Origin of the sequence: Acinetobacter albensis (genome assembly GCF_900095025.1) — a bacterium.
GTDB classification, from domain to species: Bacteria; Pseudomonadota; Gammaproteobacteria; order Pseudomonadales; family Moraxellaceae; genus Acinetobacter; species Acinetobacter albensis.
Window position 1 is genome coordinate 147,811 of the sequence record NZ_FMBK01000003.1, and the last position, 20,879, is coordinate 168,689.

The window sequence follows — 20,879 nt, forward strand, 5'->3', positions numbered from 1 at the left end:
AATAACCCAACTTTATTCTGTCGATTTAAATACTATACGAGTAATGATTAAAATAAGGAACTACTCATCATGCCATCTTCTTTTCCTGTCATTAAAATCACGTTTATCCCACTCTGCTTAATATTGAGTTTGGGTTCTACCTCAAGTTTTGCCAAAGAATATTATAAGTGGGTTGATGCCAAAGGCTCTACCCACTACACCACCACACCTCCTCCAAAATCAGCTCAGAAAAAAGGTAAAGTGGAAACGTACGGCTGGAATTCGGCTTCAACACTGACGTCGCCCAATCGTTCAGAAAATTCAACTGCACATGAGGCTGCAAAAGAAGCGGAAAAAGCAGCTCAAGAAAGTAGACCTGTGGTCGAAATCCCGCAAATTCCAGAGAGTGCAATTCCTCCAGCACCCTCCATGCGTGAAGCAGATCGCATTCAAAACCCAACGAGTAATTATTGATAGAGCGGACAATCTATTTTCAAGCGTACTTCTGCTTTTGAGCTTTAAATAACTTTTATATTTTATGCGTTATGTCTCGCGCAAAATTCACTTTTAGGTGCATTTTGCGCTATGCTGTGCAACAAACTTTTTAACCCTTGTTCTTTATATACGTATATGACTATTTCTCACATTGACCCTGAATATCAAGCCAGTGCGATAGAACCTACAGTCCAACAGGATTGGGAATCTCGCAAAGCCTTTAAAGTTGCCGATACTGTTGAAGGAAAGCATCGATACATCCTCTCGATGTTCCCTTATCCGAGTGGCAAACTGCATATGGGTCATGTGCGTAATTATACGATTGGTGATGTGATCAGCCGTTTTTATCGTTTAAAAGGTGAAACTGTGCTGCAACCTATGGGTTGGGATGCTTTTGGTTTACCCGCTGAAAATGCTGCAATTGCACATCAAGTTGCACCAGCAAAGTGGACCTTTGAAAATATCGCGTATATGCGTGATCAGCTCAAAAAACTAGGATTATCTGTAGATTGGGATCGTGAATTTGCGACCTGCACACCTGAGTATTACCACTGGGAACAATGGCTATTTGTTCAGTTATATAAGAAAGGGCTTATTTACCGTAAACTTTCCACCGTAAACTGGGATCCAGTCGATCAGACTGTTCTTGCCAATGAACAAGTTGAAAATGGTCGGGGTTGGCGTTCGGGTGCATTGGTTGAAAAACGTGATATTCCCATGTATTACTTCCGCATTACCGATTATGCACAAGAATTATTAGACGATTTAGATTCGCTTAAAGATGGTTGGCCGCAACAAGTTTTAACCATGCAACGCAACTGGATTGGTCGTTCACAAGGGATGGATGTCACTTTCCCTTCTGCAAATACTGAAATTTATGCAGAAGGCTTAAGCGTTTATACCACACGTCCTGATACCTTAATGGGTGTGAGTTATGTGGCTGTTGCTGCTGAGCATCCCATTGCACTTAAAGCGGCTGCCCTTCAATCAGAAGCCGGTCATCCTGAACTTGCTGCATTCATTGAAGAATGTCGTATGGGTTCAGTGGCCGAAGCTGACCTCGCTGTTGCCGAGAAAAAAGGCATGGCCACAGGTTTGTTTGTAAAACATCCTGTATCGGGTGAAGAAGTTCCGGTTTGGATTGCCAACTATGTCTTAATGTCGTACGGTTCTGGTGCGGTGATGGGTGTACCTGCACACGATGAACGTGACTTCGAATTTGCCAATAAATTCGGTCTTCAAATCACTCAAGTGATTGACAATGCCAAAGCAGATGATGGCGAATATGATTCAACCACATGGCAAGATTGGTACGGCGCGAAAGAAGGTAAACTAATCCATTCAGGTGACTTGAATGGCTTAACCATTCAAGAAGCATATGATGCATTATTAGCTAAACTTGAGCCGCAACAACTGGCAAACCCGAAAGTTCAGTTCCGCTTACGTGACTGGGGTGTATCCCGCCAGCGCTATTGGGGTTGTCCAATTCCAATGATCAACTGTAATACCTGTGGTCAAGTCCCTGTCCCTGAAGAACAACTTCCTGTGATTCTTCCAACAGACGTAGTTCCAGATGGTTCAGGCAACCCTTTAAATAAAATGCCTGAATTCTATGAAACTCAATGTCCAAGCTGTGGTGGCGATGCACGTCGTGAAACAGACACCTTAGATACGTTCGTCGAATCGTCTTGGTATTATGCGCGTTACGCATCTCCAGACTTTACAGGCGGCATGGTTAAACCAGAAGCTGCACAATCTTGGTTACCTGTGAATCAATACATTGGTGGTGTAGAACATGCCATCCTTCATTTACTCTATGCACGTTTCTTCCATAAACTCATGCGTGATGAAGGTGTGGTTCAAGGCAATGAGCCTTTCACTAACCTCTTAACGCAAGGGATGGTTTTAGCAGATACGTTCTATCGCGAAGCTGAATCTGGTAAAAAAACGTGGTTTAACCCAGCGGATATTGAATTAGAAAAAGACGAAAAAGGTCGTATTCTTTCTGCAAAATATACGGGAGACGGTCAAGAAGTTGTGGTTGGCGGTCAAGAAAAAATGTCGAAGTCTAAAAATAACGGCATCGACCCGCAATCCATTATCGACCAGTACGGTGCAGACACCGCACGTGTGTTTATGATGTTTGCTGCTCCACCTGACCAATCCCTTGAATGGTCTGATGCGGGCGTTGAAGGTTCAAACCGTTTCTTAAAACGTGTATGGCGTTTAGCAACAGGCTTCTTAGAAAAAGACTATTCAGTAAATCCTCTTGATCTTGCTCAACTGTCTACAGAAGCACAAGACTTGCGTCGTAAGACGCATGAAACCATTCAAAAAGTGGGCGATGACATCGAGCGTCGTCATGCGTTTAATACTGCGATTGCTGCAATGATGGAATTGCTCAATGCAAACAATAAGTTTGAAGTAAAAAATGATCAAGACAGTGCTGTTGCACGTGAATCTATTACCACGCTTTTAACATTACTCGCACCTTTTGCGCCACATTTAAGCCAAGTTTTATTGGCTGAATTTGGAATTGAGTTAACCTCTGCCCTTTTCCCAAGCGTTGATGAGTCTGCCTTAACTCGAAACACGCAAACCATTGTGGTTCAAGTGAATGGTAAACTGCGTGGTAAACTTGAAGTTGCTGTTGATCTTTCTAAAGATGAAATATTAGCTTTGGCAAAAGCTTTGCCTGAAGTACAACAATTCTTAACTGGTGCAACCAAAAAAGAAATTGTAGTACCGAATAAACTGGTCAACTTAGTGGTTTGATCACTATAAAATCGCTTCTGGTTTTAATGTGAAGACTTTATTTCCAAGGATGCGAGTTGGACTCTTATCTGATGGAATAGATTTCTGAGCGGTTAATACCAGCAAGAATTTTAAGCAATACAACAAAAACCAAACAAAGCCCGTTGTCAATCAACGGGCTTTGACTCTAAAATCAAGCAGATTTTAAAAATGATGATTCACATGGATCATTCACTCTGATGATTCAATCTATATTTAAGATGAAGAATTTCACAAAGGAAAAAGCATGCATTTAGTTCAACGTGTGGCAGCGATTGTATTAACCTTGGGTTTAAGTGCCAGCTTGGTCGGCTGTGGTTTTCACTTAAAAGGAACAAATCCGACGACTGCTCCTGTCGCATATTCTAAAATGCGTTTAGTGCTTCCCAACAATACCGAAGAACTACAAGAAAAATTGGCGGTCTACTTAGGTGCAACGGGTATTCAACTGAGTGAAAACCCAGATGCCTATGTATTGCGTGTACTCGATTACACCCCACAACGTCATGAACTCAACGGTAAATTGGTTGAAACCTTACTCCGTCTGACCGTAACATTTCGTATAGAAGATGCACAAGGTCATCCTGTGACAGAGCCACGCACTATTACTGCTTCTCGCAGTTATCAATACAATGTGGAAACGGTTAACACAGATGATCAAGAACAAAAATATTTAAATCAGGTCATTATTGATGATTTGGCTCAGCAAATTGTCCGTCAAATCGCGTCAAATCGCTTACCTAAAGTCGTGACCAAATCTAGCTCATCCACCACTCAGCCTGAATAGACAGCGTTTATGAAACTTGACTACGCTCAAGCCCTCAAACGTGTAGATGAAGCGCGTGGGGCTTGGATTATGTACGGTCAAGAACCGTTACTAGAGCAAAATTTACTGGATGCTTTTCGTAAGACTTGGCACAAGCAAGAAATTGAGCGTCAACGTTACGATATCAGTAATACCATTGACTGGAAAAATGTATTTAATGCTTTAAATAGTTTATCGCTTTTTTCGAATCAACTTGCCATTGAAGTGCATGGCCAGATTAAGCCCGATGCCAACGGCATTAAACAACTTAAAAGCTATATTCAGCATAATGAACAAAACCTGTTACTGGTGGTCATGCCCAAACAGGACAGCAGTAGTTTAAAATCGAGCTTTTTCCAAGTCATTGATGCCAATGGCGTTACAGTGCCGTTAACCGCAAATTATCCGCAAGATCGGCAACGTATTTTAAAGATTGAAGCAGAAAAACTGGGCATTAAGCTGGCCAACGATGCATGGCAGTGGCTTGAACAGCATCATGAACATAATTTATTGGCGGCAAAAAATAGTTTAATGCGTGTGAGTGACACGTTTGCAGAAGTTGATCTAATTCAAATCGAGCATCTACATTCATGTTTACAAGATCAATCACGTTATACCACCTATGATTTAAACGATTCCCTGCTTGCTGGGAATCTTGCTCAAGCCATTAAAATTTTTCAATATTTAATGGCATCAGGTGAGCCAATGAGCCTGATTCTATGGAGCATTAGCAAAGAAATGCGCTTATTAATGCAACTGTTTGAACAACCACAAAATGCTTTACAACTCGGAATCTGGAAAAATAAAGTCAGTCAATATCAACAAGCATTACGACGTTTAAATCCAAACTGTTTTTTAACTTGGCCTGCACTTTTATTAAGAATCGATGCTTCAATTAAAGGTTTAGGTTTTGAGAATGCCGAGCATTTGGTTCTGCAAGCCATTAGCAGTATGTGTGGTCAACGTTTATTTGTTGAATAAAGTGGTTCCTCATAAAACTACTTTTTGCTGATTAATTTTGAATCATCCACTTGCCTTCAGAATAAATCCGACTCTCGAATCTTGCTCAACTGATCACCCTAATAATAATTCTCATTTGTTTTAAAAAGTTCACGCTTTATCCTTATTTAGCTTTTATAATTCGTTAAATTTTCTTGATTTACATGCCTATTATGCCAAAAATAAAATCATCCAAGATAGTCATTGCTGTGATCTGTATTCTTGCGCTTGCAGTAACGGCATGGTTTTTTTTAAAACCGAAACAACAACAACCGCAATATATTAGCACTGAAGTCGTTCGTGCAGATATTGAAGACTCAGTACTGGCAACTGGGGTACTTGAAGCCACCAAAATGGTCAGTGTAGGCGCGCAGGTTTCAGGTCAGGTTAAAAAAATGTATGTAGTATTAGGCGACCAAGTTAAACAAGGTCAACTGATTGCTCGAATTGACTCTATTCGTCAAGAAAATGACTTAAAAACCGCCGAAGCCAATATTAAAAATCAACAAGCGCAACTGGCTGTAAAACAGGCAAATCTCGCTAAAGTTCAAGCAGAATATCAACGTCAACAAGCGATGTTCGCGCAAGATGCAACTTCTCGAGCAGAATTAGAATCAGCTTTAGCCAGTTACAAAACAGCACAAGCTGAAATTTTAGCTATGAATGCACAGATTGAGCAATCTCGTCTCACTTTAGCCACCGCCAAAGAAGATTTAGGCTACACCCAAATTGTGGCACCCATGGATGGCACAATTGTCGCGATTGTGACTGAAGAAGGTCAAACTGTGAATGCAAATCAAAGTGCACCGACCATTGTGAAGTTGGCAAAACTGGATACCATGACCATTAAGGCTGAAATTTCAGAAGCTGATGTGATGAAAGTTGAACAAGGTCAGACGGTCTATTTCACCACCTTAGGAAATAGTGATAAAAAACATTATGCAAAATTACGTCAAGTAGAACCTGCACCCAATTCAATTAATACCGAAACCAGTAACTCTTCGACTTCATCGTCAAGTACGGCCGTTTATTATAATGCGCTTTTTGACGTGCCGAATGAAGATGGCAAATTACGTATTGATATGACTGCACAGGTTTATATTGTATTGAATGAGGCCAAAAATGTTCTCACCATTCCTGCCTCAGCCATTCAAAGCTCAAATCGCCCACAAGGCAAACGTAGCGAACGCAGTAGTCAAACAAATTCAGAAAAACAACAAACCTCAAACGACGATACCACCCATCAAAACCAGCGCCCAACACGCTTAGAATTATCGACTGAAGAAAAAGCTTTAATTGAACAAGGTAAAGCATCTAGAGCCATGGTTCGCGTGTTACAGCCAGATGGAACAGCAAAACCTCAACCGGTATTGATTGGTTTAAACAACCGCGCTACAGCTCAAGTCATCAAAGGTTTAAAACTCGGTGACAAAGTGGTCATTGCAGATGGTTCAGATACATCAAATGATTCTGCTAAACGTAGCAACCGTTCAGGCGGCGCTGGCCCGATGAGAATGTAATCATGACTCAAACTCAGCAAGCTTTGCTTAAGGTCACAAATTTGACCCGTGAATTTCCCGCAGGGGAAAACACCATTCAAATTTTAAAGGGCATTAATTTAGAAATTTACTCTGGAGAACTGGTTGCGATTGTAGGTCAATCAGGGTCAGGTAAATCGACTTTAATGAATATTCTGGGATGTTTAGACCAACCTACCGCGGGCAGTTACCAAGTTGAGGGCCGAGAAACACGTAAACTAGAGCCTGATGAACTGGCACAACTGCGCCGTGAATACTTTGGTTTTATTTTCCAGCGTTATCATTTATTGGGGGATTTGAGTGCTGCGGGAAATGTAGAAGTCCCTGCAATTTATGCGGGCGTAGATGCTGCTGCTCGTCAGCAACGCTCAACTCAGTTATTGACAGATTTAGGCTTGGCTGAAAAAACTCAAAATCGCCCCAGTCAACTTTCTGGCGGTCAGCAACAACGTGTTTCAATTGCCCGCGCCTTGATGAATGGTGGTGATGTCATTTTGGCCGATGAACCTACTGGCGCATTAGACAAAAATAGCGGTATTGAAGTAATGCGTATTTTACGTGAACTGAATGCCAAAGGTCACACCATCATTTTAGTCACGCACGATCATAATGTTGCCAAAAATGCCTCACGCATTATTGAAATCAGTGATGGTAATATTATTTCAGACCGTGCCAATATTCCTGAAACAGACGGCGAAATGCTTGAGAAACAGCAGCTTGATCGTACCCCACAAAAGAAAACACCCTCTTGGCGCTCTGCAGCAGACCGACTGGCTGAAGCCTTCCACATGGCTTTACTGGCCATGAATGCCCACCGCATGCGTACTTTCTTGACCATGCTTGGGATTATTATTGGTATTGCCTCAGTTGTTTCCGTTGTTGCGCTTGGCAATGGTTCTCAAAAACAGATTTTAGAAAATATTAGTAGCTTAGGCACCAATACCATTACTGTATATCAGGGGCGTGGTTTTGGTGATAATTCCAGATCCTCACAAAGTAAAACTCTGATTCCAGCCGATGCAGATGCACTTTCCGAGCAACCTTATGTAGATGGTGTCAGCCCTTCAGTTAACAACAGTATTACTGCTCGTTTTAAAGATATCGAAGCATCCACTACAGTGAATGGCGTCAGTGAAGACTTTTTCTATGTTAAAGGAATGACCTTTCAAGCGGGTCAGCCTTTTGACAAAGAAGCTGTCACTGAGCGCGCTCAAGATGTCGTCATTGACGACAACACCAAAAATACTTTTTTCCCCGATGGCACCAATCCTGTCGGGCAAGTCATTTTACTGGGTAGTGTACCCAGTCGCATTATTGGCATCATTGATGCACAAAAATCGATGATGGGGAATTCGGATAGCCTGAATGTTTATCTACCCTACTCGACTGTGATGAGCCGTATGCTGGGACAAGCCAATGTGCGCAGTATTATTGTTCGGGTCAAAGATGAATACCCGAGTGCTGCTGCTGAAAATGCGATTCTCAATTTACTGGTGCAGCGTCACGGTGCACAAGATGTATTTACACAGAACTCAGACAGTATTCGTGAAACCATTCAACAAACCACTCAGACCATGACCTTGCTGGTGTCTGCAATTGCCGTTATTTCTCTAATTGTTGGTGGTATTGGTGTAATGAATATCATGCTGGTTTCTGTGACGGAACGAACTCAAGAAATTGGGGTTCGCATGGCCGTCGGTGCACGCCAAAGTGATATTTTGCAACAATTCCTGATTGAAGCGGTACTGGTGTGTATCTTGGGTGGCATTTTAGGCGTACTTCTATCCTTGGGGATTGGGCAGTTAATCAGCCACTTTGCTGGCGGCACCTTCCAAATGGCTTACTCGACCACCTCTATTGTTGCCGCTTTTATTTGTTCAAGCATGATTGGAATTGTGTTTGGTTTTATTCCCGCCCGTAATGCAGCACAGCTTAACCCTGTCGATGCACTGTCCCGCGAATAAGGATACTCAAAAATGCACATTAATTTTACCAAACTTGCCGCTACCTTGATGTTAAGTGGAACACTAGTCGGTTGTGCGGCAGTGGTGAAAACTCCCTATCAGCAACCCAATGTCAATATTCCAGTCAGCTTTCAGAACAACAAAGCACTCAATCAACAGGTCCATGCCGATGTATATGCAGATCAATGGTGGACGCTGTTTGGGGACATGCAGCTCAATCAATTGGTCAATCAGGTTCTATCAACCAATACTGATTTGGCTGTTGCGGGTATTAATTTACAACAAGCTCGCTTACAAGCAGGCTTAGCTGCAAATCAGCAAGGGCCACGCGTGAGTTCCAGTGTCTCGACTGGACATAATATTGATTTAAATTCAGGTGATAATTCTTCACGCGGTTTGTCTTTAAATGGTGGGGTGAGTTATGAGGTCGACTTATTTGGGAAATTAGCCCGTCAAACTGAAGTCAGTCAATGGGAAGCACTTGCGACAGAACAAGATTTGCAAAGTACCGCACAAAGCTTAATTGCGACCACCGCAAATTTATACTGGCAACTAGGTTATCTCAATGAGCGTTATCAAATTGCTCAACAAAACTTGGCCAGTACCCAAAAAACTTATGAACTGGTCCGCAGTCAATATCGTGCTGGCGCAGTGTCAGGTTTAGATTTAACCGCGGCAGAACAGTCTGTTCAAAGCCAAAGAGCCAGCTTGAGTCAAATTGAGCAATTACGAGTAGAAAGCCGTACTGCTTTGGCTGTTCTCATGCAAATGCCTGTACAGCAACTCAGCATTCAAGAGCCCAGTCGATTATCCCAAATTGCTTTACCGGTTATTTCAGCAGGTTTACCCGCAGATTTGTTATCACGTCGTCCAGACTTACAAGCCTCTGAACTACGTTTACGCAAAGCTTTAGCCACTAAAGATGCCACCAAAGCCAGTTATTATCCCTCGATCAGTTTGACTGGAAATTTAGGTTCATCGAGTACCTCGCTAAGTCATTTATTGCAAAATCCTGCTTTAACTTTGGGTGCCAGCCTAAGCCTACCTTTTCTACAATATAACGATATGAAAAAAGATTTGGCAATCAGCGACTTAGATTATGAAAAATCGATTTTACAATATCGTCAAACTTTATATCAGGCCTTTGCCGATGTAGAAAATGCACTTTCTGCACGCAGTGAACTGAATAAACAAGTGGCGTTACAAGAACGAAATGTTCAACTGGCTGAAAAAACTGAGCGTTTAACTGAAGTTCGTTATCGTAATGGTGCCATTGCGCTTAAAAATGTATTGGATGCACAAGAAACCACACGTAACGCACGTCTATCTTTGGTTCAGACCAAACAAAGCCAATACAATGCTTATGTCACTTTGATGCAAGCTTTAGGCGGAAGTCCGATTAAAACTTTGCCTTAAAATATCGTTTTTATATTTTTAAAAGCCCATAAACAACAAAGCCTCTATCGTAGAGGCTTTATTGTTTAGACTATTTTAATCTTTAAAAAGGAACCAATAAAACTAAAAACCAAGACGATAATATTGATAGGTCAAACCATTTTCTTTATAAACGTCGTAACTTCTTTGCTTAAAATCAGAGACCCATTGCTTGCCAGAAAACCCTGCAATATGACCATAGGTATGTTTACTGGTTCGGTTAATAATATAGATATCACCTTCTTTAGGTTCATCAAATTTAGGACTGATTTGTCGATAACCAATTTTCATTAAAGTATTCCCCCAATCTGCAGCAGCAACAGGATGACTTTTAAATTGAGCTCCCGCAGACTCCAAGGCAATACGAATACTCTTGGCACATTTTTGAGTACTGGTTTGAGTGGTAATACTTTTTAATTTTTGAATAAATTTATCAATATCAATGCGCTGATTATTGGCAGAACTATAATTCTTATACTTTGATGGTTCGGGTTTATTCATCGTTTCAAAATCGGCATCAGCGCTATAGTTTTGCCCTGCTTTCTTTGAACGAATCATGATTTCTGTGGCTGCAGGTGCATAAACATCATGCAAAGCTACATGTTGATCATAAATCATTTAAACCTCTAAACTTGCTTTGAACATCAGAATCATCTTTGGCAATACATCTCTGTGCTGATTTATGCGCTCAGGATGTTAACCTCAGAGCATTTTTTTTTCATAAAAAAAATGTAAGATATTTTTGCTTTGTTAATACAGATCACTTAAGCCACTCTTTTTGTTTTATTTTTAAAATTGCAAAAAATGAAAAATAAAATTGATTCCATTTAATATCTATCCGATTTTATCTACCTTTATTTGATGACTTAAGAAAATTTTGAATAGATTGATTTGTTATCTCTCTTTCACATTTGTGATTTCTTCAGTATTCCTGCACCCCAATTAGTCCATACGACGCTTAAAAACCCCATCAGTTTAGTATAAACTGACCCGTTCACTTGACTCCATTTTTAGCAGAGCTGTTATTGATTACTCTTAATTAATTGGCAGACGCTTTGGGGAATTTAACTTTTTGGAATTTTTATGAAAGCGTATTTAGACCTTTTACAACACATTCTCGATAACGGTGGCGACAAAGGCGATCGTACTGGAACGGGCACACGCTCTGTGTTCGGTCATCAAATGCGCTTTGATCTTTCTCAAGGTTTTCCGTTATTAACCACAAAAAAAGTGCATTTTCGTTCTATTGTCATTGAACTGTTATGGTTCCTCAAAGGCGACACAAATGTTCAATATCTTAAAGATCACAAAGTGTCCATTTGGGATGAATGGTCTACCGCAGAGCAAACAGCACGTTTTGGTCGCCCTGAAGGTGAACTAGGACCCGTGTATGGACATCAGTGGCGTAATTTTGGTGCGACCCAAAAAGCAGACGGTTTATATGAGAAAAATGGTTTTGACCAGATTGAATGGCTGATCAACGAAATAAAAACCAATCCGAATTCACGTCGTTTAATCGTGTCAGGCTGGAATCCACATGAAGCCGGAAATGTTGCACTACCACCTTGCCATACCTTATTTCAATTCTTCGTACAGGACAACAAACTGTCTTGTCAGTTATACCAACGTAGCGCAGATGTGTTCTTGGGCGTGCCGTTCAATATTGCCAGCTATGCCCTTCTTACGCATATGATTGCACAAGTCTGCGATCTGGGTGTGGGTGACTTTGTCTGGACAGGTGGTGACACACACTTATATGTAAACCATTTTGAACAAGCCAAATTACAATTGAGCCGCGAACCTTTAACTCTTTGTCAATTGAAGTTAAACCCTGAAATTAAAAATATTTTTGACTTCAAATTTGAAGATATTGAAATTGTTGGTTATGAATCTCATGCAGGAATTAAAGCACCCGTGGCAATCTAATTTTGTTTGATTTAATCGTTTAAAAGATGATTTCAAACGATTGAAAAAAAATCCTTTTCGTTCCTTCTTTCAACTGAAGGAACTTCTAATTCGGAAAAATACATCAAGGTTGAATAATGACATTTCAAAATTTAGAGATTGTACATGTGGTTGCAATGGACAGCCGACGTTGTATTGGTAAGAATAACGATCTACCTTGGCATATTTCCGCAGATCTCAAACATTTTAAAGAAATTACGCAAGGTGGCGTGGTGATTATGGGGCGTAAGACCTTAGAATCTATGGGTCGTGTTTTGCCAAAGCGTGTGAATTGGGTGATTACTCGTGATCGCAATTGGAGCTTTGCAGGAACCAAAGTCGCTTGTTCTATTGAAGATGCTTTAACCCAAGCCATTTGTGATGTACAGACATCTGAAAAAACAAGCACCATTTTTATTATTGGCGGCGGCGAGATTTTCAAGCAAACCCTTGCTATTGCAGATCGTTTAGAGCTAACCCATGTTGAACTTGACGTACAAGGCGATGCACACTATCCCGAAATTCCACCAGAATTTAAAAAAGTAGCCTCTGAACAACATATTGACGACAAATCTGGGATTGCTTTTGAGTTCGCAACCTATCGAAAATAAAGAACATAATCACTTATAACAATTATCTATGCATAACATTGGAAAAAAAGAATTTTTTATAGCTTTGGGTGTGGCTGCACTGCATGGCATATTCAGTCTTTTTGTCATTTTATCGTCTATTTGGTTGTGTCTTGCTTTATGGTTTCAAGAGCCTCTAGGCTGGTTAATGACGCGCTTAGTGATTGGTTTTTGGATTATCTTTGCGCTGAGTATTTTGGGTATTTACGTAACACAGCATTTTTTTAGTCGCTATACCGATGTGCTGATCTATCTGTTGGGTTTTCTGTTTGGGTTATTCTGGTATTTTGGTTTAGAAGCCAAACAAGATCGTGACTGGAATCCTGAAGTGGCTCAAGTGCTCACTTTTGAGCAAAAAAACAATCAGGTGACGCTGCACAATGTACGTAATTTTAGTTGGCACGAAGATGGCAGTTATGATGAACGCTGGGAAACCCGTCATTTTGATTTAAACCAAATTACGGGGGTCAATATCATTACCTCTTACTGGATGGGGCCGCATATCGCACATACCTTGGTCAGTTTTGATTTTGCCAATAACAAACCATTAACTTTTTCGATTGAAATTCGGAAAGAAAAAAATGAAGAATTTTCAACGCTGGGTGGTTTTTTTAGAAAGTATGAACTCAGCCTTGTCGCAGCGGATGAAAAAGACTTAATTTACACCCGCAGCAACACACGAGGTGAACAGGTCTATATTTTTCCCGTGTATATGTCAAAACAAGAACGCAGCGCTTTATTTGAAGAATACTTACACAAGGCGAATGATTTAAAACACCAACCAAAGTGGTATAACACCCTGACCAGTAACTGCACCACCTTGGTTTTCGATATGGTTCAAGCCATCTCTCAACGTCAATTGCCGACGGATTACCGACTCTTGGCTTCGGGATACTTACCCAACTATCTTTATGATTTGAATGCTATTTCTCATGATCTAACCCTCCAAGAATGGTACACAAAAGCCCATGTAAATCCGCGTGTTAGCCAATACAACAACTTGTCCAGTGATGAATATTCAAAGCTGATTCGCCAAGGTGTTCCTGTACCGCAGCAATCAAAAAAAATCCCACCTAGAATTTAAAATATTGCTTTTAACTGGTGGAAAATCATTTTTTTTGCTTATATAACGCTATATTTAAATGAAAATTGAGTATTTCAACATGTTAAACAAATTATTTGCACTGGGCTTATTGGGTAGCACACTGATATTGACAGGTTGTGAATCCATTCCAACATCATCCTCTCATCTAGAAGCGTCTAATTTGATGCAACTCCAGAACCGAACATGGTTCATTACCCAGGTGGGTAACAGTGAGGCGAAGATTATGCCAAATATGCCGAGTCTACAATTTGATGCAGCAACCAAACGTGTTACGGGATCAGATGGCTGTAATCGTCTTATGGGAAGTTATGAAGCTGGTCGAGATACTTTGGTTTTAAGTCAGATAGCTTCTACAAAGATGGCTTGCTTTAATGGTCATCCTGCATCACAAACTTTTAAAGATGCGCTGCCTAAAGTCGCCAATTATCAAGTTTTTGGTAAAACTCTAAAATTGCTTGATCGTCATGGAAACCCGCTGATTCAAATGCAAAGCAATGTCTTAGCACAATAAAATTTTTAAATAGCTTCATTTTAACGATACACAACAAAACTTGTGGCTTACTGAATAATCGCTATATTAAAATAATAGATAAACAAAGGATACGACGATGCAACAAGCCTTATTCGGTGGTGGATGTTTTTGGTGTGTAGAAGCTATATTTTTACAACTTAAAGGTGTAGAAAACGTCGTTAGTGGATATGCTGGAGGTCATACCGAACAGCCCACTTATGATGATATTTGTCGTGGTGATACTCAACATGCAGAAGTCATTTTGATTGATTATGATGAAACTCAAATTAGCTTTATGCAGTTGCTTGATGTCTTTTTTACCACTCATGACCCGACCACACTTAACCGTCAGGGCAATGACGTCGGCACTCAATATCGTTCTGTCATTTATTATTTGAATGAACAGCAACAACAACAGGCACAAAACACAATTGAGGCGCTTCAGACAGAAGGACTCAATATTGTGACAGAACTCAGTCCTGCTCCAAAATTTTACCCTGCTGAAGACTATCATCAGAACTTCTTTGCCAAAAATCCATCCCAAGGCTACTGTAACTTTTCTATTCCCCCTAAACTAATGAAATTGCGCACTAAATTTCAGGACTTATTGAAAGTTGAATAAAAGTTTATTTTGGACAATATATTGTGCAGAATTAAATGGTTTGAATATTAACTTACTTCTCAAATTCAATATTTAAACATAAAAAAAGCGACCTATTTGGTCGCTTTTTTTCGCTCAGTTTTTAGTTATCACTGGCAAATGCAATATCGCTGAGCCCGGCTTCGCTCGCACGAGACATCACTTGTGCCACAGTGTCATAACGTGAATCTTTATCTGCTTTTAAAACGATAGTAGGCTGACGTTCTTCCTGACCCGCTTCCTTCAGTTTACTTTGCAACTCATCCAGTGTTAATACATTACCATCCCATGCAACATCACCACCTGCATTAATACTAATCGTCACACTTTTAGGCGGCAAATCAATAATATCGGCTGTAGTTTTTGGTAAAGTTAATGGAATTGATGGGTTTGCAACGGTGGCTGTCACCAAGAAGATGATCATCAATACCAACATAATATCGATGAGTGGAATGAGATTCATCTCATTCATACCTACATCGTTGTCTTCACCCAATTGAAAGCCCATTAAGCTTGACCTCCAACCAAATTCTCTGAAGTCGCTTTAGTGTTTACTTGAGCAGTTGAGCTGTCTTGTTGCAACATGGTATCAATCAGTAAGCTATGTGCTTGATCTTGTAATTCGTGCGCCAAACCACGGTTCACACGGGTACAAATATTATATGCCAGTACTGCAGGAATCGCGACTGCCAAACCTAAACCAGTCATAATTAAGGCCTCACCTACAGGTGTTGCGACTTGTGCCAAGCCAGCTTGACCACTTTTACCTACTGCAACCAAGGCATGAAAAATACCCCAAACTGTACCAAATAAACCCACAAATGGTGCAAGTGAAGCAATCGTACCCAAAACGGCTACACCTTTTTCAGCCTGCGATTTTTCGGCAGAAATTTGACGCAATAAAGCTTGTTCTGCAACAGCCTTACGTTGCTCAAAATTTAATGGGCTAAATTTTGCTTTTAGTTTGCCTAAAGCTTGAGAAAGTTGAGCATAAGCTTGCTGCTTCAGTTGGCGAGTCCCCATTAAACGTAAAATGAAGATCGTCCATGTCATAATCGACATTGCCAATAATATGAAATACAGTGTTTTACTCACTGCATCAGCATGTTGCCAATAAACTGAAAAGTTCATACTCGAACTCCTAATAAATGTTAGCCGCGTGGATTCAATGTCAATTCAAATGGTTGGTCAGCACTAATTGGATAGGCCACGCCATTTTCTTTGTACGGTTTGAATTTGGAACTACGCACAGAGCGTAAAATCTTTTCATCTAAAGCAGGAAGACCACTTGAACGTGAAATACGGGTAGAGGTTATGACCCCTTTTTCATTCGCTTCAATATGTATCACCACAGTGCGTGTTTGACCGTCTAAATCTTTATTGTTGTAAGACGGTTTTGGTGAACGGCTCCATTGTACCCCTGAACCACCAATCGAAACGCTTTTTGGCGATGGAGGTGCAGATGGCGTAACAGGAGCAGGTTCAGCTTTCGCCACGGCAACAGGTTTTGCCACTTTAGTTTCTGAAATCGTGGTCGTCACTGTCGATTTGACTGGGGCTTCTACTGGCTTAATCACTGGTTTGGGTGTTTCTGCTTTTTTAACTTGTTGAACCTTCTCAACCTTTTTTGGTGGTGGCGGAAGCTGCTTTTCAACAATTTTAACTTGTTTCACTTCTTTGGGCTTTGGCTCTTCTTTTTTGGGTTCAACTTTAGGCTTAGGCGGCAAAGGTTTTGGTGGTTCTTGAATTTTAACAAAACGAACCTTCAAAGGTTGTTTCTCAATCGGTTTTAATTCGGGGGTTTTCATGTTTCCAACCGCCCATAATACAGCCACATGTCCGACCACCACAGCCAAAAGTGCTGTGATTATTTTCTTCTTGATTGGATTGGGATTTGGCATATTTAGAGCTGGAGATGGACTCATTAAAATCATTTACCTAATTCAAGCGATTGTAAATCGAAACAGATTTAAACAATCAAACTCATCGGTTAGTACAATTAAAGCAACGCAATAATAAATGAGAAGTGTTTTCATTTGCAACTATTAATTGAAAACTTTTGATGCGTTTTTTTAATGCCACATAAAAAAGGCGTGCCATGAGCACACCTTTTAAATTGATTATTTAGGCAATTCTTATTGAAAAACAACTGTTTTGTTGCCGTCTACAATCACTCGATCTTCCAAATGCCATCTGACCGCGCGTGCCAAAACATTTCGCTCGACATCTTGTCCAAGTTCACGCAATTGATCAACAGTAAAATCATGATTCACACGCTCTACATCTTGTTCAATAATAGGACCTTGATCTAAATCTGCAGTGACATAATGTGCGGTTGCACCAATCAGCTTCACTCCTTTTTCATGCGCTTGTTTATAAGGGTTAGCACCCACAAAAGCAGGCAAGAAAGAGTGATGAATATTGATGATTTTCATTTCCCATTTAGAAACAAAGTTTTCGCTTAAGATTTGCATATAACGCGCAAGCACAAGTAAATCATTACCCTGCATAATCTCGTCAATTTTCGCGTAAGCTTCTTCTTTGTTGTCTTTATTGACAGGAACAACAATAAATGGGATACCAAAATTCTCTACCGATTCACGCAAATCTTCATGGTTTGAAACCACTGTGGTGATTTCACAAGGTAAACCACCACGCGAATGACGCCACAATAACTCAAGCAAAGCATGATCTACTTTTGAAACTAAAATGCCGACTTTTTTTACGTCACTGACCAATGCCAAACGCCACTGCATGTCATAACGTCCAGCCACATTGGCGGCAAAAGTCTGAGTCAGACTTTCTTTACGACTTTGCAGGCTATCCAACTCAAACTCAACACGCATAAAATAACGTCCACCCTGAGCTTCTGTTGCATATTGATCAAGTGCAGTAATATTGGCACCTTGATGATACAAAAAGCTGGATACAGCTTGCACGATTCCAGGTTTATCCTCGCAAGTAATCAGTAAACGTGCTGTGTTAGCAGTGGTCATATTCATGTTGGTTTATATCACTAATCAGTTAAATTGAAAATCAAGCCTAGCATTCTAACGCTTTTTGTAGGCTTTCTAAATAGCTTAGGGCGTATCGTGGTTTTTACTTGAAGATAAACTTTCAAAAAGTTCAGAAGATCCAAACGTTTCGAGCAAATGCTCATACGTTTGGCGACTCTCACCACGTAAATACGCCCCTTCAAGGAACACCATTTGACGCAAAGCTTGCCATACCCACTTTTCCTCCAAATGATTTGAATCGACAATATGACCAGACATGTATAAAAAATTAGTCCAGTTGGTCAACACAATCCACAAATTGATAATCAAAGCTTCAATTTCAGAAGTGGTCATTTGCATGAGGCCAGCATCGACAAAAGCTTGATAAATTCTTTTGCCTTGCTGCATCACCTGACCTGCGAAACGTGGATACATTTTTCGAAAATCTTCATTACTTTCAACCAAATGATAGACATCTCGATGTAAAAAACGATAGGCCCACAGTTGACTGCTTAACACCTGAAAATAATGAATCTTGTCGTTGGCATCAAGCACTCGATCATCGGGCAAAGCCAGCATATCCAAGGTTTGTTGTTGGTACTCTTCCATCAACTCTTTAATAATTTCGTTTTTATTGCGAAAGTGGTAATACAAATTACCCGGACTCATATTGAGTTCTGCAGCAATATGATTGGTGGTGACAGAACGTTCACCGCGCTCGTTAAACAATTGCAAACTGAGCTGTAAAATACGTTCTTTGGTCTTAACCGTTTTGGAGTGAGACATCCTAAAGTAACCATTCATTCAATAGGTTAGCGAACTAACGTATAAAGTAACTTGACTATTTAGAGCATTTACTCTAAAAATTAAATTAATCGCTTTTCTTTAATGGTACATTAAGTCATGAACAGTCAAACAAAAACAACTTCAATGACACCACATTCTTTTGACCTCCAACAGCTAGATGAGTTGTTGGCGCAACAAAAATACGCTTATCAAAACCATCCTTTGCCAAGTGCAAAGGAGCGTATTGACCGTTTAGCACGTCTCAAGCGTATCCTAGTTAAATATCAAGATCAATTTGCTGAAGCAATTAATCAAGACTATGGTAACCGTTCTATTGGTGAAACCAAAATCGGTGAACTACTCACCTGTCTTGAACATATTAAATATTATAGCAAGCATTTGACCCAGTGGATGAAACCCTCTAAGCGCCATGTTTCAATTATTCATCAACCTGCAAAAGCTTGGGTGCAGTATCAGCCTTTAGGCGTTGTCGGCATTATTGCACCTTGGAACTATCCACTGTTGTTATCTGTGGGTCCACTAATTTGCGCAATTGCCGCAGGTAATCACGCCATGATCAAAATATCTAGTGCTTCTAGCCATTTTGGTCAAGTACTGGAAAAAGCACTCTATGAAGCGTTCCCTGTAGAACTAGTGGCTGTGGTCAATGGCGGTGGCCCTATTTCCGATGCTTTTAGTCATTTAGCTTTCGATAAAATCATTTTCACGGGTTCGACTGAAATTGGTAAAACAGTAATGGCAGCAGCCGCACAAAACTTAGTACCAGTCATTTTAGAATTGGGGGGTAAATCACCAGCTCTAGTGCATTCTTCGAGTGATTTACACGATGTGGCACAACGTTTGGCCGCAGGTAAACTATGGAATTCTGGACAAACCTGTGTTGCACCAGATTATTTATTTCTACCTCGCGGTAAAACTGCCGAATTTATTCAACACTTTAAAGCATGTGTTGAAGAGATGTATCCGCATATCCAAAACAATCAAGATTACACCGCTATTATTAATGATAAACAATACAATCGCTTGCAAGGTTATCTTGAAGATGCACGTAAGCTAGGTGCAACTTTGGTGGAAATCAATCCAGTTCATGAAGATTTAACCCATGTGCGAAAAATGGCACCCACCATACTTACGGGTATTAGCCCAGATATGCGAATTATGAAAGAGGAAATCTTTGGCCCTCTGCTTCCGATTCTTGAATATGATCAAATTGATGAAGTGATTGCGTTTATTAATAGCCGTCCTCGTCCACTTGCTTTATACTACTTCGACTTTGATCAAGCGCGTGCCGATTATGTCGCACAGCGTACTCATTCAGGGCATTTTGGGCAAAATACGGTATTGACCCATGTCGCACAAGATGATTTACCTTTTGGTGGTGTCGGTGCGTCAGGTATGGGTAAATATCATGGTCCAGAAGGTTTCTTCAGTTTGTCGCATGAACGGTCAGTGATGTCTAATCCTAAGCTGTATAGCTTAAAATTCATTCTCCCACCGTTTAACAAACCGATTCACCGACTCATTTCGAAGACTCTTCTTCGATAAGTGATCAAGGCATGATCTATCGAATCAGATCGTGCCGTGTTTTTATTAAATTCGCTTGTCTTTTAAGCGTATTTTTGGTATAAAACGCCCCTTGAATGATTTCATCCGTTTACTTTTAATGACTAGCGCACAATTGGTGTCGTCTAGCAATGGAGTTCACCATGTCTAAGGTTTGCCAAGTTACCGGCAAGCGTCCAGTCGTTGGAAACAACGTCTCGCACGCCAATAACAAAACCAAACGCCGGTTCGAGCCGAACCTGCATCACCACCGTTTCTGGTTAGAAACCGAAAAACGTTTCGTACGTCTTCGTCTAACCACTAAAGGTATGCGTATTATCGACAAATTGGGTATTGAAAAGGTTGTTGCTGACCTTCGTGCTCAAGGTCAAAAGATCTAAGGAGTCTGAACCATGCGTGATAAAATTCGTCTAGTTTCTTCAGCGGGTACAGGTTATTTCTATACCACCACTAAGAACAAACGTACTATGCCGGAAAAAATGGAAATCAAAAAATTTGATCCAAAAATCCGTCAACACGTAATTTTCAAAGAAGCTAAAATTAAATAATTTTGACTTCTTTAAAAAAACGGCCTTTTGGGGTCGTTTTTTTTGCATTTTTTTTGCCCAACTTGATAAACTTTAGATCAGTTTTGGCATTGTGTGTGCTTTTAAATTTTTACCCTTAACTAGACTTAA

The 20,879-nt window shown here is 40.4% G+C and carries 20 protein-coding genes and 2 pseudogenes; 16 read left to right on the plus strand and 6 right to left on the minus strand.

Annotation, left to right across the window (positions count from 1 at the left end; all coding sequences use genetic code 11):
* Positions 1–69 precede the first annotated feature (69 nt).
* The 8 genes and pseudogenes from GA0116959_RS03190 to GA0116959_RS03220 all read left to right on the plus strand — a co-directional run bounded on the left by GA0116959_RS03190 (position 70) and on the right by GA0116959_RS03220 (position 9,989).
* Positions 70–453, plus strand: coding sequence for a DUF4124 domain-containing protein (locus GA0116959_RS03190; protein WP_092718321.1), 384 nt, complete (start codon positions 70–72; stop codon positions 451–453).
* 156 nt (positions 454–609) lie between these two features.
* On the plus strand, positions 610–3,249 hold the full coding sequence (leuS, locus tag GA0116959_RS03195; protein ID WP_092718522.1) for a leucine--tRNA ligase: 2,640 nt from the start codon (positions 610–612) through the stop codon (positions 3,247–3,249).
* A 265-nt stretch (positions 3,250–3,514) separates the two neighbouring features.
* On the plus strand, positions 3,515–4,054 hold the full coding sequence (locus GA0116959_RS03200) for an LPS-assembly lipoprotein LptE (protein WP_092718324.1): 540 nt from the start codon (positions 3,515–3,517) through the stop codon (positions 4,052–4,054).
* Positions 4,055–4,063: 9 nt separating this feature from the next.
* Complete coding sequence (holA, locus tag GA0116959_RS03205) at positions 4,064–5,053, plus strand: DNA polymerase III subunit delta (RefSeq protein ID WP_092718326.1); 990 nt, start codon at positions 4,064–4,066, stop codon at positions 5,051–5,053.
* A gap of 191 nt (positions 5,054–5,244) precedes the next feature.
* Positions 5,245–6,240: pseudogene (locus GA0116959_RS03210) on the plus strand (efflux RND transporter periplasmic adaptor subunit); the annotation flags it as partial.
* A gap of 84 nt (positions 6,241–6,324) precedes the next feature.
* Positions 6,325–6,591: pseudogene (locus tag GA0116959_RS14525) on the plus strand (permuted SH3 domain-containing protein); the annotation flags it as partial.
* A gap of 2 nt (positions 6,592–6,593) precedes the next feature.
* On the plus strand, positions 6,594–8,573 hold the full coding sequence (locus GA0116959_RS03215; RefSeq protein WP_092718329.1) for a MacB family efflux pump subunit: 1,980 nt from the start codon (positions 6,594–6,596) through the stop codon (positions 8,571–8,573).
* A 12-nt stretch (positions 8,574–8,585) separates the two neighbouring features.
* Positions 8,586–9,989 (plus strand): efflux transporter outer membrane subunit, encoded by a 1,404-nt coding sequence (locus GA0116959_RS03220; RefSeq protein ID WP_092718331.1) that lies wholly within the window; start codon positions 8,586–8,588, stop codon positions 9,987–9,989.
* A 102-nt stretch (positions 9,990–10,091) separates the two neighbouring features.
* Here the strand turns inward: GA0116959_RS03220 and GA0116959_RS03225 are convergent, their stop codons facing one another.
* Complete coding sequence (locus GA0116959_RS03225; protein ID WP_092718334.1) at positions 10,092–10,625, minus strand: CHAP domain-containing protein; 534 nt, start codon at positions 10,623–10,625, stop codon at positions 10,092–10,094.
* Between the two features lie 465 nt (positions 10,626–11,090).
* Here GA0116959_RS03225 and thyA point away from each other — a divergent pair, with 465 nt between their 5' ends.
* The 5 genes from thyA to msrA all read left to right on the plus strand — a co-directional run bounded on the left by thyA (position 11,091) and on the right by msrA (position 14,818).
* Positions 11,091–11,933 (plus strand): thymidylate synthase, encoded by an 843-nt coding sequence (gene thyA / locus GA0116959_RS03230; RefSeq protein WP_092718337.1) that lies wholly within the window; start codon positions 11,091–11,093, stop codon positions 11,931–11,933.
* Between the two features lie 116 nt (positions 11,934–12,049).
* On the plus strand, positions 12,050–12,562 hold the full coding sequence (locus GA0116959_RS03235) for a dihydrofolate reductase (RefSeq protein ID WP_092718340.1): 513 nt from the start codon (positions 12,050–12,052) through the stop codon (positions 12,560–12,562).
* 28 nt (positions 12,563–12,590) lie between these two features.
* The gene (locus GA0116959_RS03240; protein ID WP_092718343.1) at positions 12,591–13,664 is read left to right on the plus strand and encodes an Lnb N-terminal periplasmic domain-containing protein; all 1,074 of its coding nucleotides are present in this window, start codon (positions 12,591–12,593) and stop codon (positions 13,662–13,664) included.
* 79 nt (positions 13,665–13,743) lie between these two features.
* Complete coding sequence (locus GA0116959_RS03245) at positions 13,744–14,196, plus strand: META domain-containing protein (protein ID WP_092718346.1); 453 nt, start codon at positions 13,744–13,746, stop codon at positions 14,194–14,196.
* Between the two features lie 97 nt (positions 14,197–14,293).
* A complete protein-coding gene (gene msrA, locus GA0116959_RS03250) occupies positions 14,294–14,818 on the plus strand; it encodes a peptide-methionine (S)-S-oxide reductase MsrA (RefSeq protein WP_092718349.1) in 525 nt (174 codons plus the stop codon).
* Between the two features lie 121 nt (positions 14,819–14,939).
* Here the strand turns inward: msrA and GA0116959_RS03255 are convergent, their stop codons facing one another.
* The 5 genes from GA0116959_RS03255 to GA0116959_RS03275 all read right to left on the minus strand — a co-directional run bounded on the left by GA0116959_RS03255 (position 14,940) and on the right by GA0116959_RS03275 (position 18,618).
* A complete protein-coding gene (locus GA0116959_RS03255; protein ID WP_092718352.1) occupies positions 14,940–15,344 on the minus strand; it encodes an ExbD/TolR family protein in 405 nt (134 codons plus the stop codon).
* Entirely contained in the window at positions 15,344–15,967 is a 624-nt protein-coding gene (locus GA0116959_RS03260) for a MotA/TolQ/ExbB proton channel family protein (RefSeq protein ID WP_092718355.1), read from the minus strand. Before GA0116959_RS03260 ends, GA0116959_RS03255 begins: the two co-directional genes overlap by 1 nt.
* A 20-nt stretch (positions 15,968–15,987) precedes the next feature.
* Positions 15,988–16,761, minus strand: coding sequence for a TonB family protein (locus tag GA0116959_RS03265; protein ID WP_053580262.1), 774 nt, complete (start codon positions 16,759–16,761; stop codon positions 15,988–15,990).
* Between the two features lie 210 nt (positions 16,762–16,971).
* The gene (purU, locus tag GA0116959_RS03270; RefSeq protein ID WP_053578811.1) at positions 16,972–17,838 is read right to left on the minus strand and encodes a formyltetrahydrofolate deformylase; all 867 of its coding nucleotides are present in this window, start codon (positions 17,836–17,838) and stop codon (positions 16,972–16,974) included.
* A 78-nt stretch (positions 17,839–17,916) separates the two neighbouring features.
* Positions 17,917–18,618, minus strand: coding sequence for a TetR/AcrR family transcriptional regulator (locus GA0116959_RS03275; RefSeq protein WP_053578812.1), 702 nt, complete (start codon positions 18,616–18,618; stop codon positions 17,917–17,919).
* A 117-nt stretch (positions 18,619–18,735) separates the two neighbouring features.
* Between GA0116959_RS03275 and GA0116959_RS03280 the strand changes: the two genes are divergently transcribed.
* The 3 genes from GA0116959_RS03280 (at position 18,736) to rpmG (ending at position 20,750) form a co-directional block, all read left to right on the plus strand.
* Positions 18,736–20,184, plus strand: a complete 1,449-nt coding sequence (locus tag GA0116959_RS03280; RefSeq protein WP_092718358.1) for a coniferyl aldehyde dehydrogenase — start codon at positions 18,736–18,738, stop codon at positions 20,182–20,184.
* 161 nt (positions 20,185–20,345) lie between these two features.
* A complete protein-coding gene (gene rpmB / locus GA0116959_RS03285; protein WP_053578814.1) occupies positions 20,346–20,582 on the plus strand; it encodes a 50S ribosomal protein L28 in 237 nt (78 codons plus the stop codon).
* A 12-nt stretch (positions 20,583–20,594) separates the two neighbouring features.
* Entirely contained in the window at positions 20,595–20,750 is a 156-nt protein-coding gene (gene rpmG / locus GA0116959_RS03290) for a 50S ribosomal protein L33 (protein ID WP_001205031.1), read from the plus strand.
* Positions 20,751–20,879: the final 129 nt, after the last annotated feature.

What these genes read in the sequence shown, in the direction of transcription:
- GA0116959_RS03265 (WP_053580262.1), bottom strand. Translation starts at nt 16,761, where the DNA reads ATGAGTCCATCTCCAGCTCTAAATATGCCAAATCCCAATCCAATCAAG.
- GA0116959_RS03225 (WP_092718334.1), bottom strand. Translation starts at nt 10,625, where the DNA reads ATGATTTATGATCAACATGTAGCTTTGCATGATGTTTATGCACCTGCA.
- purU (WP_053578811.1), bottom strand. Translation starts at nt 17,838, where the DNA reads ATGAATATGACCACTGCTAACACAGCACGTTTACTGATTACTTGCGAG.
- GA0116959_RS03255 (WP_092718352.1), bottom strand. Translation starts at nt 15,344, where the DNA reads ATGGGCTTTCAATTGGGTGAAGACAACGATGTAGGTATGAATGAGATG.
- GA0116959_RS03245 (WP_092718346.1), top strand. Translation starts at nt 13,744, where the DNA reads ATGTTAAACAAATTATTTGCACTGGGCTTATTGGGTAGCACACTGATA.
- GA0116959_RS03220 (WP_092718331.1), top strand. Translation starts at nt 8,586, where the DNA reads ATGCACATTAATTTTACCAAACTTGCCGCTACCTTGATGTTAAGTGGA.
- GA0116959_RS03260 (WP_092718355.1), bottom strand. Translation starts at nt 15,967, where the DNA reads ATGAACTTTTCAGTTTATTGGCAACATGCTGATGCAGTGAGTAAAACA.
- GA0116959_RS03280 (WP_092718358.1), top strand. Translation starts at nt 18,736, where the DNA reads ATGAACAGTCAAACAAAAACAACTTCAATGACACCACATTCTTTTGAC.
- GA0116959_RS03275 (WP_053578812.1), bottom strand. Translation starts at nt 18,618, where the DNA reads ATGTCTCACTCCAAAACGGTTAAGACCAAAGAACGTATTTTACAGCTC.
- leuS (WP_092718522.1), top strand. Translation starts at nt 610, where the DNA reads ATGACTATTTCTCACATTGACCCTGAATATCAAGCCAGTGCGATAGAA.
- msrA (WP_092718349.1), top strand. Translation starts at nt 14,294, where the DNA reads ATGCAACAAGCCTTATTCGGTGGTGGATGTTTTTGGTGTGTAGAAGCT.
- holA (WP_092718326.1), top strand. Translation starts at nt 4,064, where the DNA reads ATGAAACTTGACTACGCTCAAGCCCTCAAACGTGTAGATGAAGCGCGT.
- GA0116959_RS03190 (WP_092718321.1), top strand. Translation starts at nt 70, where the DNA reads ATGCCATCTTCTTTTCCTGTCATTAAAATCACGTTTATCCCACTCTGC.
- rpmG (WP_001205031.1), top strand. Translation starts at nt 20,595, where the DNA reads ATGCGTGATAAAATTCGTCTAGTTTCTTCAGCGGGTACAGGTTATTTC.
- GA0116959_RS03235 (WP_092718340.1), top strand. Translation starts at nt 12,050, where the DNA reads ATGACATTTCAAAATTTAGAGATTGTACATGTGGTTGCAATGGACAGC.
- GA0116959_RS03240 (WP_092718343.1), top strand. Translation starts at nt 12,591, where the DNA reads ATGCATAACATTGGAAAAAAAGAATTTTTTATAGCTTTGGGTGTGGCT.
- thyA (WP_092718337.1), top strand. Translation starts at nt 11,091, where the DNA reads ATGAAAGCGTATTTAGACCTTTTACAACACATTCTCGATAACGGTGGC.
- rpmB (WP_053578814.1), top strand. Translation starts at nt 20,346, where the DNA reads ATGTCTAAGGTTTGCCAAGTTACCGGCAAGCGTCCAGTCGTTGGAAAC.
- GA0116959_RS03200 (WP_092718324.1), top strand. Translation starts at nt 3,515, where the DNA reads ATGCATTTAGTTCAACGTGTGGCAGCGATTGTATTAACCTTGGGTTTA.
- GA0116959_RS03215 (WP_092718329.1), top strand. Translation starts at nt 6,594, where the DNA reads ATGACTCAAACTCAGCAAGCTTTGCTTAAGGTCACAAATTTGACCCGT.